This window comes from Massilia sp. METH4, from assembly GCF_037094685.1.
Classification (GTDB): Bacteria; Pseudomonadota; Gammaproteobacteria; order Burkholderiales; family Burkholderiaceae_D; genus Rugamonas.
The window spans coordinates 2,078,578-2,092,356 of record NZ_CP146614.1 but is presented as its reverse complement, the minus strand read 5'-3'; the positions used below and the strand labels follow the sequence as shown (position 1 = coordinate 2,092,356).

The window sequence follows — 13,779 nt, the reverse complement described above, 5'->3', positions numbered from 1 at the left end:
TTTTGGATATCGCAGCAGCGATATCGGGGTTTCCAATATGCAAGAGAATCAACCGATACGGCGCCGTATCACCGTCCTGGGCGCCGGCGCCTGGGGCACCGCCGTCGCCATCGCGGTGGCCGCGCGCCATGACGTCATGCTGTGGGGGCGTAATGCGGCTGCCATGGCGGACATTGCCGCCGCGCGCGACAACACCCATTACCTGCCGGGGTTTCCCTTCCCCCCCGGTTTGCGCGTTACCGCCGATTTCGACGCGGCCGTGGCCCACACGCAGCGCGATGCCGACGGGCACGACGGCCTGCTGATCGCGGCCACGCCGGTGGCCGGCCTGCGGCCGTTGCTGCACAGCCTGAAAGGCCGGCCGATTCCGAACCTCGTCTGGCTGTGCAAGGGTTTCGAGTACGAGACGGGCTTGCTGCCGCACCAGATCTTCAGCGAAGTGCTGGGCGAGGGCATCGCCGGCGGCGCGCTGTCCGGTCCGTCGTTCGCGCAGGAAGTGGCGCGCGGCCTGCCATGTGCCCTGACGATTGCTTCGACCTCGAGCGCCCTGCGCGATTGCGTGGTGGCAGCGGTACATGGCGGCACGATGCGCGTGTACTCGAGCGACGACCTGATCGGCGTGGAAGTCGGCGGGGCCGTGAAGAACGTGATGGCGATCGCCACCGGCTGTGCCGACGGCATGGGCCTGGGCATGAATGCCCGCGCGGCGCTGATCACCCGTGGCCTGGCGGAGATTACCCGCCTGGGCACGGCGCTGGGCGGCAATATCGAGACCTTCATGGGCCTGACGGGCATGGGCGACCTGATCCTTACCTGCACGGGCGACCTGTCGCGCAACCGGCGCGTGGGCCTGGGCCTGGCACAGGGCAAGGCGCTGGACACGATCGTGGCCGAACTGGGCCATGTGGCCGAAGGCGTGCCCTGCGCCAAGGCCGTGCGCGAACTGGCCGCGCGCATGGGCGTGGACATGCCCCTTACCAATGGCGTGGCATCGATGCTGTTCGACAGTGTGAAACCGGAGACGCTCGTGGCCCGCATGCTGGCGCGCGATCCCCGCGATGAGACACTCACGCCCGCTTCCAAATGACGTTTGATCCAATCGCGATCGTCCCCTGATACGCATGGATAGACTTGACGGGTCTGCTTGCCCGTCCGTCATCCATGCCCACTCTCTTCTCCACCAGGCGTGCCAACTTCTCGGCGCGCAGCCTCGTTGCCTTCCTGTGCGTGGGTGGCGCATCCACGGCCGCGCACTACCCGCATTACCTCGCAATGTTGGCGTTGATGCGCGCCGGCCTGGTGCCCGGTACCGCATCGGGCATCGGCTTCGCCCTCGCCGCACTGCTGAACTACCTGCTGAACGAGCAGCTCACTTTCCATGGCAATGAAGCGCGCCGCGTGACCGCGCCCCGCTTCGCGCTCGTGGCCGCAACCCGCCTGCTGCTGAACCACCTGTTGCTGACCGCGCTGATGCGCGCCGGCATGCCTGCCGTACCAGCCCAACTGCTCACCACCCTGGGAGTAATCGTATGGAATTACATGATCCATGGCGCCTGGACTTTCAGAAGGGACTAGCGCTGTGCCCGGAACTGCGGCCGGCGCCGGTCGTGAGCCTCGTGCTGCCGTGCTTTAACGAGCAGGAAGTCCTTCCCGAAACCACGCGCCGGCTGGTGGCGCTGCTGGCCCGGCTCGAGGCGGAAGGCGGCGCGGCCCCCGGCAGCGCCATCTACTATGTGGACGACGGCAGCACGAATTGCACCTGGCGGCTGATCGCCGACTACGCGGCGGCCTTCCCGTGCGTGTGCGGCATCAAGCTGAGCCGCAACCGAGGGCACCAGAACGCGCTGCTGTGCGGCCTGTTGACGGCGCCCGGCGGCGTGCTGGTGAGCCTCGATGCCGACCTTCAGGACGACCTCGAGGCCATCCCGCGCATGATCGAGGCCTATCGCGCCGGCAGCGAGATCGTCTGCGCGGTGCGGCGCCGCCGCGATGCGGACAGTTTCTTCAAACGCACCTCCGCCGAAGCCTATTACCGGCTGCTGTCCTTCCTCGGCGTGCAGGTGCTGTTCAATCACGCCGATTTCCGCCTGATGAGCCGGCGCGCGATCGAAAGCCTGCGCGGCTACGAGGAAACCCACCTGTTCCTGCGCGGCTTGATTCCGCAGCTGGGCTACCGGACCTCGGTCGTGGAATTCGAGCGTGCGCCCCGCTTCGCGGGCGAATCGAAATACCCGCTGCGCAAGATGCTGTCGCTGGCATGGCAGGGCGTCACCTCGTTTACCGCCTACCCGCTGCGCCTGATCACCGGCGCGGGCGCCCTCGTGTCGCTGGGCAGCCTGCTGCTGGCTGCGTGGGCGCTGGGTATCCGCGTGTTCACGGACCAGGCGGTGCCGGGCTGGGCTTCCGCCGTCATTCCCATGTACCTGCTGGGCGGTGTGCAGTTGCTGAGCCTGGGAATCATCGGCGAATACCTGGCCAAGGTGTACGAATCGACGAAGAAGCGGCCCCGCTTCCATGTCGAGTCGGTATGCGGCAATGGCTTCGACAAGGAGAAACCATGAGCCGGCTTTCGTTGGCGCTGGTGTCGAAAGTGCCCGCCGGCTTGTCGGCCTGTTCCGCCATCGTGTACTTCGCCTGCAGCGAAGGCATCCGCAACCACCTGCTGATGCTGTGGCAGGCGGCGCACGCGGTCGCGGAGCACCTGCGGTGAGCGCCTTCTTCTACCTGCTGCTGTGCGCGTGGACTGCCGTGCTCGTCAGGCGCTGGTTCGCCGCCGGGCGCGGCCTGGTCGTGGTAGCCATGTTCTTCGCCGCATTCCTCCTGCCGTTTCACGTGCTGGGCACGCTCGAACTGGCCACCGGCATCCCCGTCGCCACGACGGCCAATGCGGCGCTGCTCCTGCTTGCCGTGGCACTGACGGTGCGGCTGGTTCCCGTGGCACCCGTGTCCTTCTCGCGCTCGCGCGGCAGCCGGGGCTTCCTGCCGCTGCTGGCACTGGCCGCATTTCTCGTTGCCGGGGCCATGCTGGTCTTTGGCCGCCCGCAGGGCTACGAGGTCATGGCTTACCACCTGCCCCTGTCCGTCCACCTGCTGCAAACGCATTCGCTGACCGCATGGGACGCCAACTTCCCCCACACCTTCCCAGCCAACGCCAGCGTGCTGTGGGCGGTATTGCTCGAGGCGCTGCCGGAGCGGCTGGTGGCCGCCGCCAACCTTCTCCTGCTGGTGCCGCTCATGGTGGCCGTGTACACGCTGTGCCGGCTGGCCGAAGCGGACCGCAAGGCCTCGCTGTACGCCTGCTGCGGCCTGCTGGGCGTGCCGATGATCGCGTTCTCTTCCGTGGAGCTGGGCGCCGATATCGGCGGCATTGCCTTCGCCGCACTGGCGATGTGCTTCGTGCTGTCGCCGCTGCGTCCAGGCGTGGCGATGGCGCTGGCCGGGCTCTGCGCCGGGCTGGCATTCGGCTTCAAGAGCCTGCACCTGCTTAGTGCAATGGCCGTCGGGCTGGTGGCGTGCGCGCGCGGCCGCAATCTGGCCGGCGCATCGCGCAATGCTGCCCTGTTCGGTGGGGTGGCATTGCTGGCCGGGGGCTTCTGGATCTTGCGCAATGCGATCATGCTCGGCAATCCCTTGCACCCGGTCGGCGTACCGCTCATCGGACCATGGTTCGGCTGGCTTCCATCCGCCGATTTCGATCCGGCCTTGCGCCTCGCCACGGAACTGGAATGGGTGGACGAAGCCTGGCAGTGGCTCGTCTACCCCTGGACGGAACCGCAGCGCCATGGCCAGAACTTCAAGCACAGCGCCGGCCTCGGCGCCTTCGTTGCCGCTGCCATTCCGGGCACGGCCGTGGCACTCGGTGCCGGGATCGCACGCGATGGCGTCAAGGTCCACGCCGTACGGGTGGCGCTGCTGTTCGCAACGGGATTCATCGTGGGCGCGTGGTGGCTGCTGGGCGACCGGCAACCGCGCTACGTGCTGGCCGCGCTGCCGCTGGCGGTGCCGCTGCTGGCCTGGGCCGTCACGCAGGCCGCCGGGCCGTGGCGGCGCGCCTTCGATATCGGCCTGGCGATCTGTATCGTGGCGATGCTGGGCGTGTTCCTGTCGCGGCAGGCGTTGGGCTTCGGCGACCGCATCGTGCTGTCGAAGCAGACGGTACGCGCGGCGTTCTACGAATATCCGGCGGCGGTGGACGCCCTGCCGCCCCGCTCGACGATCGTCAATCTTGCCGACCGCAGCTGGCATTACCCGTTGTCTGGTGCGGCACTGTCCAATCGTGTGGTGAGCATGCCCGAGGCCCGGCGCATGTTCCGCTTGCCGCCGAACCTGACCGCGCCGCAGGCGGTCCACCTGCTGGCGGCGCCGCTGCGCGCGGCGGCAGTCACGCACATCTTCACGGCGGGCGCCGTGTTATCGCACGACGCCTGCGTGCAGCTCGATGAGGTGGCGAGGCTGGACCGGAACCCCGTCAACGGCGTGCCGCTCGGCAGCTCCCGCGTGCTGTACGCGGTGCGCTACCTGTGCCGGTGAATCAGCTTTTGAGGACGATCGTCAGCAGCGCCACCGAGTCCGCCGTCGCCTTCAGCGCATGCGGCGTAGCGCCGGCCAGGTAAAGCATTTCCCCGCCATGCAGGGTGGCCGTGCGGCCATGCGCATCGACGGCAATCTCGCCGGACAGGCATTGCAGCGTGACTTCGCCCTTCACCCAATGCTCGGGCATCGTTTTCCCGGCAGGCAGCACCAGCCGGATCAATTCGATGTCGTCGGTCTTGGCCAGCGCGATGGAAGAGAATTGCGACACATCTTCACCGCTGCGCTGCAAGGCGATGACCTGTCCCGATGAGGCGTGTTGTAAGGCCATGAGCACTCCCGTAATTGAACATTGGGCTCATCTTATCAAAGCGGCACGGGATGCCGCGCTGCATTGAAAACGGGCTCAGGTTCCCGGCCGCGCCAATGCCCGCGCATCTTCCTTCAAGGCGCCGCAAGCGATCAGCGCATCGATATCCTTCGCCCGCCCGCGCAGCGACTGCGTCGCTGCCTGTGCCAGCACGCCGCGCCAGTATTCCTCCTCGGCGCCATCGTTGCGCTGCTCGGCGCCCAGTGCGGCATCCCGCGCCAGGGTCTGCTTCATGGAGGACAGCATGAACGGCCAGCGCGGCTGGCCCGGCGTGTATTTCGTGCGTTCCGTCAGCAACTGCTCCATGCGCCCGGCCGCCGCCTGCATTTGCTCCGGCGCCGGCTTGCCGCTGGCATGCAGCTGGAGGATTTCCTTGGCCACCGCCATTTCGGGAATGATGAAATCCCTAAGCAGGTAGTAGTAGCGCACCTCTGCCGCCACGGCCTGGTTGCCGGCGCGCCGCACCGCGGCTTCGTCAGGCTGCGACTTCGCCCCCGCCCCGCAACGATCCTTCATCGCTTGCACGACGTCGTTATCGAATGCATGGGCAGCCGCCGTAACCGCCGCCGCCTCGCGCACGTCCTCGTGGAAGATCACGAGCAGGCGCGACAATTCCGCCTGCGTTTGCTGATCGAAGCCGGAACGCTGCTTGTCGACCTTCTTCGACAGCGCGGCCAGCTGGGCCGCGGCGGGATCGCGACAGGTATCGATCAACTCGCGGCTGAACGTGAAGACATCTTTCCCCAGCAGCGCCAGGCATTGCCGGTACGTGCCGTTCAGTTCGTCCAGGTTGGCGGCGATGCCGCCCACGTTGGCTGCGGGATTTTCCGGCTTGGCCCGCGACGCATCGATGGCGTTCTTGCCCAGGAACAGCGAACCGGCGCCGCCGGCCACGACCAGCAGGGCGGCCGCCAGCAGCGTGAGCTTCTTGCCCAGGGAGGAACCGCCCTCCCGGCCGTAGAACCGGTCGCGCACCTTCGGATGCGCGCTGATCTGCGAACTGATCGTTTGCCAGCCCCAGACGGCTACCGAAGATTTTCCTGTCGCCTGGCGGTTGGCGCTCAGCGTGGCTGCGTAGGCCTGGAGTCCGGCATCGTCCGGGCCGGCCGACAGCAAGATGAATTCAGCCAGCGGATGAGGAAAGCTTGCCACTTCCGACAGTGCTGTGTCGATATCGGCTTTCGCCAGCGGCTGTGCGTAATGGTCGGTGCGGCCTTCGAGGCGCGCGGCGATGATGCGACCATCCGGCAATGTCGCCCACGCATCGACGCCATCCTTCCGCTGGCCCGCACTGCCCCAACGGCGCATGCGGGTACCATGGACATCGGATAACAGGGCGGTCGACACCCGTTCGAAATCCTGCCAGTTCGATGGCCGAGCATAGCCGCTTGCCACGGATTGATTCATTCAACGCTCCGGTGCGCCGGCTTCGGATGTTCCGCGCCACTGCGCGAAAAAGCGATACCGGCTGCTTGATCTGAAAGAGTGCGATGATAGCAGGCATGAAAATGTCTCGTCCCGGACGCGGGCTGGCGCCACCCACCCCGATGAACGAAGCGCTGCCCAGGCTGTCCGTGCCAAGACGCGACAATGCGCCCCTTTGGCAAGCGCTGCCTGAGTGGCGACAGCGGCGAATCGCCGGCATCTGCCGCGCCGGCACTGGATCAGCACTGAATCAGCCCGGTGCGGGTCGGAACGCAAGGCCAGCGCCGTAATCAACCAGTGGCCGGCGGCGAGTCGCTGGCTTCGTATGAAGACCAGGTATTGCGCCCCGCTTCCTTGGATTTGTACAGCGCGATATCGGCGCACTTGTAAAGCCGCTCCGCGCTGTCCTGCTCCTTCGCATAGCCTGCCACGCCAACGCTTGCGCTGATCTGCATCGTGTGCGCGCCGTGGATGATCGGCGTGGCGATGGCCGCCACGATCCGCTCGCAGATATCGCGCACGACCGCGGGTTCGAAGCCCGGCGCCAGCAGGATCGCGAATTCGTCTCCTCCCAGGCGCGCGACGAGGTCGCCTTCCCGCACGACCGACCGGAGACGCTCCGCGGCAGTGACGAGAAGCGCGTCGCCGGCATCGTGCCCCAGCGTATCGTTGATCGACTTGAAATGATCGAGGTCCACCAGCAGCAGGGCGAATGGCTGGCCGCCACGCGCCGCCTGCGCGGTCATCCGGCGCAGCGTATCGTTGAACAGGCGTCGGTTCGGCAGACCCGTGAGCGTGTCGCCATAGGCCATTTCCTCGAGCCGGGCCTGGGTAGCGCGCAACTCGGCTGTACGGTCGGCAACGATCGCTTCCAGTTCGCGTTTTTTCCGGCGCAACAGCGAAGTACGGGCTTGCATCAGCAGCACGAGCAGGAGCAGCACGCACAGGCCGGCCACGACATGTACCCACGTCTTCTGATACCAGGCGGGCAGCGCGACGACAGGTACGTGCAGGATGGCGTCGCCTCCACCGTCTGCCGTGCCACGCAGTTCGAGCGTGTAAATCCCCGGCGGCAGGTTCGTGTAGCTCGCGCGTGGCGGCACGGCAGCGGTTTCGATCCAGCCGCGGTCGAAACCTTCGAGCCGGTAGGCATAGCGGCGGTAGCCGGGAGGCGCGAAATCGAGCGCGGAGAACTCCAGCGCGATGCCGCGCTCGCGCTCGTCCGGCGCGATCTGCAGCGGCATGATGACCCGCCCCTTCGACGGCACCGTGGTCATGGTCCGTCCTCCCAGCGATACCTGCGTGATGGCCATGGAAGTCATGTAACCGGGCCGTTTCAGCCGGTCCGGCCGCAGGACGGTCACGCCCGAGACGCCGCCGAACACGATATCGCCGGCCGGCGTCCGCGCCCCCGCGCCAATCCAGTAGGCCGGCACCTGCAGGCCATCCTCGATGCCGAGTTTTCGTATGGCGAACGTAGCCGTATCGATCCCCGCCAGGCCGTTGTCGGTACTGATCCAGATCCGGCCGCTCGCATCATGCACGAGGGCGTTCACGCCGTTGTCGGGAAGCCCTTCGGCGGTGCCGAAGCGGCGGAACCTGCGCCGCCCCTGCGCGTCGGTGCCTTCCAGCACGGCGATACCCGACGAAAAAGTGGAAATCCAGATGCGTCCCCTCGCATCCTGGATGATCGACGACACATAATTGCCTGGCGTGCCCGTCTGCTCGGCAGGATCGAGCGGCACCCGCTCCACTGCGCCGGTCCTGGTGTCGAGCCTGGCCAGGCCCGCCATGGTACCGATCCAGACGCTGCCGTCCGCCAACGCGCGGATTGCCGTGACACGGGAGTCGCCCAGCGCGCGTTCTTCATGGCGAATCACTTGCGCCGCGCCGTCCGGCGCCACGCTCAGGCCCCAGATACCATCCGGCCCGCCCAGCCACAGCACACCGTCTTGCCAGGCTAGGCTCCAGGTCGGACTGTCGCCCGGCCGCCCGGCGATATCGATGCGCCGGATGTCGCGGCCGTCTGCCGTACTGCGAAACACGCCGTGCTGGGTGGCGATGAATACCGTCTCGTCGGGTCCGTTGACCATCGCCAGGATTCGGCTCTTCGGCAGCCCCTTCTTCGACAGCCCCTTCTTCGACAGTTCCTTCTTCGACAGTTCCTTATCACGCGCGCCTGTCGCCGGCGCCAATTCCCCCGTCACGCCAAGGTTCGGGTCGACGATCTCGATCTTTCCCGAAATGACGCCGAACCATACGGTGCCATCCGGCCGCGCCAGCACGCTCGGCACGTCGAGCTTCATGGGATCCCCCATCGAGCGGATGGTAATGACGCCTTTCGCCCGCGGGTCGTGCTGGCTGAGGCCATCCATCGTGGCGGCAAATACCTGTCCGCTGTGATCGCGCAACAGTGCACTGACATCGTCGTCGATCAGGCTGTCAGAGATTTCCGCATGGTGCTTGATGCGATGCGTGCGCCCGCGTTCGACGTCGACCTCGACGATTCCGCCCCCTTCGGTTCCCAGCCATATCACGCCGGCAGTCTTCTCCACGATGGAAAAAATCCGCTCGTTCTGCAATGTCGACGGTGCCGGCGACTCGCGCAGCGCGACCGGGCCCTGGCGTGCATCGGTCAGCACGAACGCGCCATTGGCCCGCGTGCCGATCCAGAGCCTGCCAGCGCTATCAAGGTAAAGCCTGCTGACCGTGGGCTGGCTGGCGCCTTCGACCGGCAGGTGCACCGGCACGAGCGGCTGGTCATCCGCGCTGCGCCGCCACAAACCTTTTTTCGTGCCGATCCACAGTGCCCCGCTGCGTTCGCGCAGCAGCGACTCGATACCGCTATTGGCGAACGCCGTGCTGTCGAGCTGCGGAGCACCGCTGTGCGCGCCATGCACGGCACCTGCCGCATCGATGCGTTCCAGCCCGGCGCCCGTGCCGACCCACATGCCGCCTTTTCCATCCTCCGCCAGCGAGGTCACCTGGACATGGCTCAGGCCGCCCTTTCCCACGCCCACGGTGATGAAATTGTCATGCGCGGCATCGTAGCGCGCAACCCCGCCGCTATTGGTGCCGATCCACAGGCGTCCCCTGCTGTCGACGTACAAGCTGAGAATATAGCTGTCCGGCAGGGAGCCGGCCTTACCGGGGGCTGCTTGATAGCGCCGGAACTGGAAACCGTCCCAGCGCATGAGCCCGGTCTGCGTACCGAGCCAGATGAATCCCTGGCCGTCCTGTGCGAGGGCGATGCCCAAGCCCAGCGATGGGGCCTTGTGGTGAATAAACGACGTATGGGCAAGTGCGGACCACGGCGCGGGCGCTGCCGCGTGAACGATGCCGGGAAGCGGGAGCAGTGCCAGCAGGGCCAGACAGCTGAGAAATCGGCGCAGGTATAGCATTACGGTATATTTTATTTCCACTAGGAATAACTATATACCGTATTCGGGCCGGAATCCGCGTACTGCATGCGAATGCAACAGTCCGGGACCGCAATGTTCTCCTGTCGGCTCCATCGGCATACTCCACTTCCGGTATGAAACCTGAGCATAGCGCAACTCGGTGCGATGCCGAAGTATGCAGTCGTTTGGGCGGTGACCCGGCGCCTCGCTGGTTTTGCGAGCCCAACCGGCCGTATCACATTACTGTCGAAAGTCCTCGACGCGGTCGGCCAGCTTGTATGACCGTACGTGCCCGGCAGGTGCCTGGCGGGTCGAGAAGGGGCAAGAACGATGCTTGCCGTGCGCCCCTGTAACTGCTGAGCGCACTGGGCGTGCTCCCTCCGCGTTCCAGAAAGACAAATGCCTCAGGTCGGTTAAACCTGAGGCACTGTGTCAACGCCGAAATTCTGGTGCCGGCTGCAGGAATCGAACCCGCGGCCTGATGATTACAAATCAACTGCTCTACCAACTGAGCTAAGCCGGCGTGATCTCAAGAGCAACGATTATACGCTATTTGATCCTGGTAAGGGTCGGCCGGCCGCCCTTCTTCGGGCCGTCGCCGCCATCGTCGGGGCCGTTGTCTTCGGACTTTGCTGGCGCGGGCGCAGCGGAAGGCGACGGTACTGACGACAACGCCGGCGCGGGTGGTTCCGCGGCGGGTGCGGGAGCCGGCGCCTGGCCCAGCACCGGCTCGAACGCCATGCCCTGGCCGTTTTCGTTGGCGTAGATCGCCATCACATTATTGACGGGGATGAAAATCTCGCGCGACACGCCGCCGAAGCGGGCATGGAAGCGGATGCTGTCGTTGTCCATCTTGAGGCCCGACGTGGCGCCGTAGCTGATGTTCAATACGATTTCACCCTTTTTTACGTATTCCATCGGCACCGTGGTTGCGGAATCGACCTTGACGGCCAGGTAGGGCGTGTAGCCGCTGTCCGTGCACCACTCGTAGATGGCGCGCAGCATGTAGGGCTTGGTAGAAATTTCTGCCATGATTTCTTCTTCAAAACCGGCGCCGCGCGGGCGGCGCCGGTACTGCGTGAGCTCGCGTGACACTGAGCGCGAAACTGCCGCGCGGCGGCAATTACCGGCGCATCACCTTCTCGGACGGCGTCAGCGCTTCGATGTAGGCGGGGCGCGAGAAGATGCGTTCAGCGTACTTCATCAGCGGCGCGGCCGTCTTCGACAGTTCGATACCGTAGTGGTCCAGGCGCCACAGCAGCGGGGCCACGGCCACGTCGAGCATCGAGAATTCGTCGCCCAGCATGTACTTGTTCTTCAGGAACAGCGGTGCCAGCGTGGTCAGGCGGTCGCGGATTTCGGCGCGGGCCTTGTCGTGGCTCTTGTCGTTCGTCTTGTTGCGCTCGCTTTCCAGCGTGTGCACGTGCACGAACAGTTCCTTCTCGAAGTTGAACAGCATCAGGCGGGCACGGGCACGCATCAGCGGGTCCGCCGGCATCAGTTGCGGGTGCGGGAAGCGCTCGTCGATGTATTCGTTGATGATGTTCGATTCGTACAGGATCAATTCGCGTTCGACCAGGATCGGCACCTGGCCATACGGATTCATCGTCGAGATGTCTTCTGGCTTGTTGAACAGGTCGACGTCGCGCACTTCGAAGTCCATGCCCTTTTCGAACAGGACCAGGCGGCAGCGCTGCGAGAATGGGCAGGTGGTGCCCGAGTAGAGAACCATCATGTTGGTAGTTCCTTAAGAAAACAAAGGGGGCGAAACCGCGAGCGGTTCACCCCGAATGCCGCAATCGTGCGGAGCAAAATCGTGACCTTACCAAAATCGGCAAGCAGAAATCAAATTTTTATTTGACTTCTTTCCAATACGCGGCGTTCAGGCGCCAGGCCAGGAAGGCAAAGGCCGACAGGAACAGCAGCACGGCCACGCCGAGCCGCTTGCGCGTCTGCTGGGCCGGTTCGGCCATCCATTCCATGTACCCGACCAGGTCGGCCACCGCCGTGTCGAACTCCAGCTGGCTCATGGTGCCGGGCGTCACCTGCTGGAAGCCGGCGAACTTGTGGATCGTCTTGCTCGGATCGTGCGGGTCCTTCTCGTCCACCCACTTGGCCGCTTGCACGCCTTGCAACTGCCACAGCACGTGCGGCATCGCCACGTTCGGGATGACCAGGTTGTTGAAGCCGGTCGGCCGCGTATCGTCCTTGTAGAAGGTGCGCAGGTACGTATACAGGTAGTCGCCGCCGGAACCGGCCGGGCCCGCCTTGGCGCGTGAAATCACGGACAGGTCGGGCGGCACCACGCCGAACCAGGCCTTGGCGTCCTTGGCGGGCATTGCCGTGGTCATCAATTCGCCCACTTTTTCGCCGGTGAACAGCAGGTTGTTGCGGATCTGATCCTCCGACAAGCCGATATCGCGCAGGCGGTTGTACCGCATCGACGAGGCGTTATGGCAGTTCAGGCAGTAATTGACGAACAGCTTGGCGCCGTTCTGCAATGCCGCCATGTTGGTGGACCGGTCCGGCGCCCGGTCCAGCGGGTGGCCGCCTTCGGCCCCGAGGGCCAGCGCCGGCAACAACGTCAGCAGGGCGAGAAACTTCTTGGTGAATTTCATCATTCGTGTCCTTTGCCAGTGTCAGTGTCCGTGGTAGGTGACGCGATCGGGGACCTTCTTGAAGGTGCCCATCGTGCTCCACCACGGCATCAGCAGGAAGAACGCGAAGTAATACAGCGTGGCCACCTGCGACACGATGGTGCCGCCCGGCGACGGCGGTTGCGTGCCCAGGTAGCCCAGCGCCAGGAAGGCGATGGCCAGCAGCGCATAAAGGACCTTGTGCCAGGTCGGGCGGTAGCGGATCGACTTCACCGGCGAGTGGTCCAGCCATGGCAGGAACGCCAGGATCACCACCGAGCTGCCGAAGAAGACGACGCCCCAGAACTTCGCATCGAGCACCTGCGGCAGCATGCCGATGATGGCGACGAGCGCGACGACGGCGATGACGACCTTGGTGCGGTAGGCGAGCCGGGACTTTAGCCACAGGAAGCACACGTAGGCGGCCACGGCGGCCATCAGCACCCACATGAAGTCGGCTGTGGTGGCGCGCAGCACCGAGTAGAACGGCGTGAAGTACCAGGTCGGCGCGATGTGCAACGGCGTCTTGAGCGGGTCGCCCGGCAGGAAGTTGTTGTACTCCAGGAAGTACCCCCCCATTTCCGGCGCAAAGAACACCACGGCCGAGAAGATCAGCAGGAACACGGACACGCCGAACAGGTCATGCACCGTGTAGTAGGGGTGCGACGGGATCGAGTCGACCGGGTGGCCGTCCGGACCCAGGTTTTCCTTCACCTCGATGCCGTCCGGGTTGGACGAACCCACTTCGTGCAGCGCGATCAGGTGCGCGGCGACCAGGCCCAGCAATACCAGCGGAATGGCGATCACGTGGAAGGCAAAGAAGCGGTTCAGCGTGGCGTCGGACACCACGTAGTCGCCGCGGATCCACAGCGACAGGTCCGGCCCGATCAACGGGATGGCGCCGAACAGGTTGACGATCACCTGGGCGCCCCAGTACGACATCTGGCCCCACGGCAGCAGGTAGCCGAAGAAGGCCTCGGCCATCAGGCACAGGAAGATGGCGAAGCCGAACAGCCAGATCAGCTCGCGCGGCTTGCGGTAGGAACCGTACAGCAGCGCGCGCGTCATGTGCAGGTAGACGACGATGAAGAATGCCGAGGCGCCCGTCGAGTGCATGTAGCGCACCAGCCAGCCCCAGGGCACTTCGCGCATGATGTATTCGACCGAGTTGAACGCCAGGTTCGCGTCCGGCTTGTAGTGCATCGTCAGGAAGATGCCGGTGACGATCTGCAGCACCAGCACGAACATCGCCAGCGAGCCGAAGATGTACCAGTAGTTGAAGTTCTTCGGGGCATAGTAGCGGCCCCACTGGTCGTTCCACAGCTTGGTCAGCGGGAAGCGGTCGTCGATCCAGCCCAGCGCCTTTTGCGCCGCCGGCGCGTCGGCCGGCAGTTTCGTCTCCTTGAATGCGCCCATC

The 13,779-nt window shown here is 65.2% G+C and carries 12 protein-coding genes and 1 tRNA gene; 5 read left to right on the top strand and 8 right to left on the bottom strand.

Going from position 1 to position 13,779, the window contains the following annotated elements; genetic code table 11:
• The first annotated feature begins 37 nt into the window (after window positions 1-37).
• The 5 genes from V6Z91_RS09365 to V6Z91_RS09345 all read left to right on the top strand — a co-directional run bounded on the left by V6Z91_RS09365 (window position 38) and on the right by V6Z91_RS09345 (window position 4,530).
• Window positions 38-1,087, top strand: a complete 1,050-nt coding sequence (locus V6Z91_RS09365; RefSeq protein ID WP_338769583.1) for an NAD(P)H-dependent glycerol-3-phosphate dehydrogenase — start codon at window positions 38-40, stop codon at window positions 1,085-1,087.
• A gap of 74 nt (window positions 1,088-1,161) precedes the next feature.
• Window positions 1,162-1,575: a GtrA family protein gene (locus V6Z91_RS09360; protein WP_338769580.1), complete on the top strand. Its 414-nt coding sequence runs from the start codon at window positions 1,162-1,164 to the stop codon at window positions 1,573-1,575.
• The gene (locus V6Z91_RS09355; protein ID WP_338769577.1) at window positions 1,530-2,561 is read left to right on the top strand and encodes a glycosyltransferase family 2 protein; all 1,032 of its coding nucleotides are present in this window, start codon (window positions 1,530-1,532) and stop codon (window positions 2,559-2,561) included. Before V6Z91_RS09360 ends, V6Z91_RS09355 begins: the two co-directional genes overlap by 46 nt.
• On the top strand, window positions 2,558-2,710 hold the full coding sequence (locus V6Z91_RS09350; protein WP_338769575.1) for a hypothetical protein: 153 nt from the start codon (window positions 2,558-2,560) through the stop codon (window positions 2,708-2,710). Before V6Z91_RS09355 ends, V6Z91_RS09350 begins: the two co-directional genes overlap by 4 nt.
• Window positions 2,707-4,530, top strand: a complete 1,824-nt coding sequence (locus V6Z91_RS09345) for a hypothetical protein (protein WP_338769572.1) — start codon at window positions 2,707-2,709, stop codon at window positions 4,528-4,530. Before V6Z91_RS09350 ends, V6Z91_RS09345 begins: the two co-directional genes overlap by 4 nt.
• Window position 4,531: 1 nt before the next feature.
• On the opposite strand, the gene V6Z91_RS09340 is transcribed toward V6Z91_RS09345, so the two are convergent.
• The 8 genes from V6Z91_RS09340 to V6Z91_RS09305 form a co-directional block, all read right to left on the bottom strand.
• Window positions 4,532-4,861 (bottom strand): cupin domain-containing protein, encoded by a 330-nt coding sequence (locus V6Z91_RS09340; RefSeq protein ID WP_338769569.1) that lies wholly within the window; start codon window positions 4,859-4,861, stop codon window positions 4,532-4,534.
• A 75-nt stretch (window positions 4,862-4,936) separates the two neighbouring features.
• Window positions 4,937-6,307: a hypothetical protein gene (locus V6Z91_RS09335; protein WP_338769566.1), complete on the bottom strand. Its 1,371-nt coding sequence runs from the start codon at window positions 6,305-6,307 to the stop codon at window positions 4,937-4,939.
• 308 nt (window positions 6,308-6,615) lie between these two features.
• Window positions 6,616-9,726 (bottom strand): diguanylate cyclase, encoded by a 3,111-nt coding sequence (locus tag V6Z91_RS09330; protein ID WP_338769563.1) that lies wholly within the window; start codon window positions 9,724-9,726, stop codon window positions 6,616-6,618.
• A 447-nt stretch (window positions 9,727-10,173) separates the two neighbouring features.
• Window positions 10,174-10,249, bottom strand: a tRNA-Thr gene (locus V6Z91_RS09325).
• Between the two features lie 26 nt (window positions 10,250-10,275).
• The gene (locus V6Z91_RS09320) at window positions 10,276-10,758 is read right to left on the bottom strand and encodes a ClpXP protease specificity-enhancing factor (protein ID WP_338769560.1); all 483 of its coding nucleotides are present in this window, start codon (window positions 10,756-10,758) and stop codon (window positions 10,276-10,278) included.
• Window positions 10,759-10,849: 91 nt separating this feature from the next.
• Window positions 10,850-11,461 (bottom strand): glutathione S-transferase N-terminal domain-containing protein, encoded by a 612-nt coding sequence (locus tag V6Z91_RS09315; protein ID WP_090436157.1) that lies wholly within the window; start codon window positions 11,459-11,461, stop codon window positions 10,850-10,852.
• A gap of 118 nt (window positions 11,462-11,579) precedes the next feature.
• Window positions 11,580-12,344, bottom strand: a complete 765-nt coding sequence (locus V6Z91_RS09310; protein WP_338771780.1) for a cytochrome c1 — start codon at window positions 12,342-12,344, stop codon at window positions 11,580-11,582.
• A 21-nt stretch (window positions 12,345-12,365) separates the two neighbouring features.
• Window positions 12,366-13,778, bottom strand: a complete 1,413-nt coding sequence (locus tag V6Z91_RS09305; RefSeq protein ID WP_338769538.1) for a cytochrome bc complex cytochrome b subunit — start codon at window positions 13,776-13,778, stop codon at window positions 12,366-12,368.
• Window position 13,779 lies beyond the last annotated feature (1 nt).

Coding starts and splice junctions, on each gene's coding strand:
- V6Z91_RS09305 (WP_338769538.1), bottom strand. CDS start 13,778: ATGGGCGCATTCAAGGAGACGAAACTGCCGGCCGACGCGCCGGCGGCG.
- V6Z91_RS09365 (WP_338769583.1), top strand. CDS start 38: ATGCAAGAGAATCAACCGATACGGCGCCGTATCACCGTCCTGGGCGCC.
- V6Z91_RS09350 (WP_338769575.1), top strand. CDS start 2,558: ATGAGCCGGCTTTCGTTGGCGCTGGTGTCGAAAGTGCCCGCCGGCTTG.
- V6Z91_RS09360 (WP_338769580.1), top strand. CDS start 1,162: ATGCCCACTCTCTTCTCCACCAGGCGTGCCAACTTCTCGGCGCGCAGC.
- V6Z91_RS09315 (WP_090436157.1), bottom strand. CDS start 11,461: ATGATGGTTCTCTACTCGGGCACCACCTGCCCATTCTCGCAGCGCTGC.
- V6Z91_RS09355 (WP_338769577.1), top strand. CDS start 1,530: ATGGAATTACATGATCCATGGCGCCTGGACTTTCAGAAGGGACTAGCG.
- V6Z91_RS09320 (WP_338769560.1), bottom strand. CDS start 10,758: ATGGCAGAAATTTCTACCAAGCCCTACATGCTGCGCGCCATCTACGAG.
- V6Z91_RS09330 (WP_338769563.1), bottom strand. CDS start 9,726: ATGCTATACCTGCGCCGATTTCTCAGCTGTCTGGCCCTGCTGGCACTG.
- V6Z91_RS09310 (WP_338771780.1), bottom strand. CDS start 12,344: ATGAAATTCACCAAGAAGTTTCTCGCCCTGCTGACGTTGTTGCCGGCG.
- V6Z91_RS09335 (WP_338769566.1), bottom strand. CDS start 6,307: ATGAATCAATCCGTGGCAAGCGGCTATGCTCGGCCATCGAACTGGCAG.
- V6Z91_RS09340 (WP_338769569.1), bottom strand. CDS start 4,861: ATGGCCTTACAACACGCCTCATCGGGACAGGTCATCGCCTTGCAGCGC.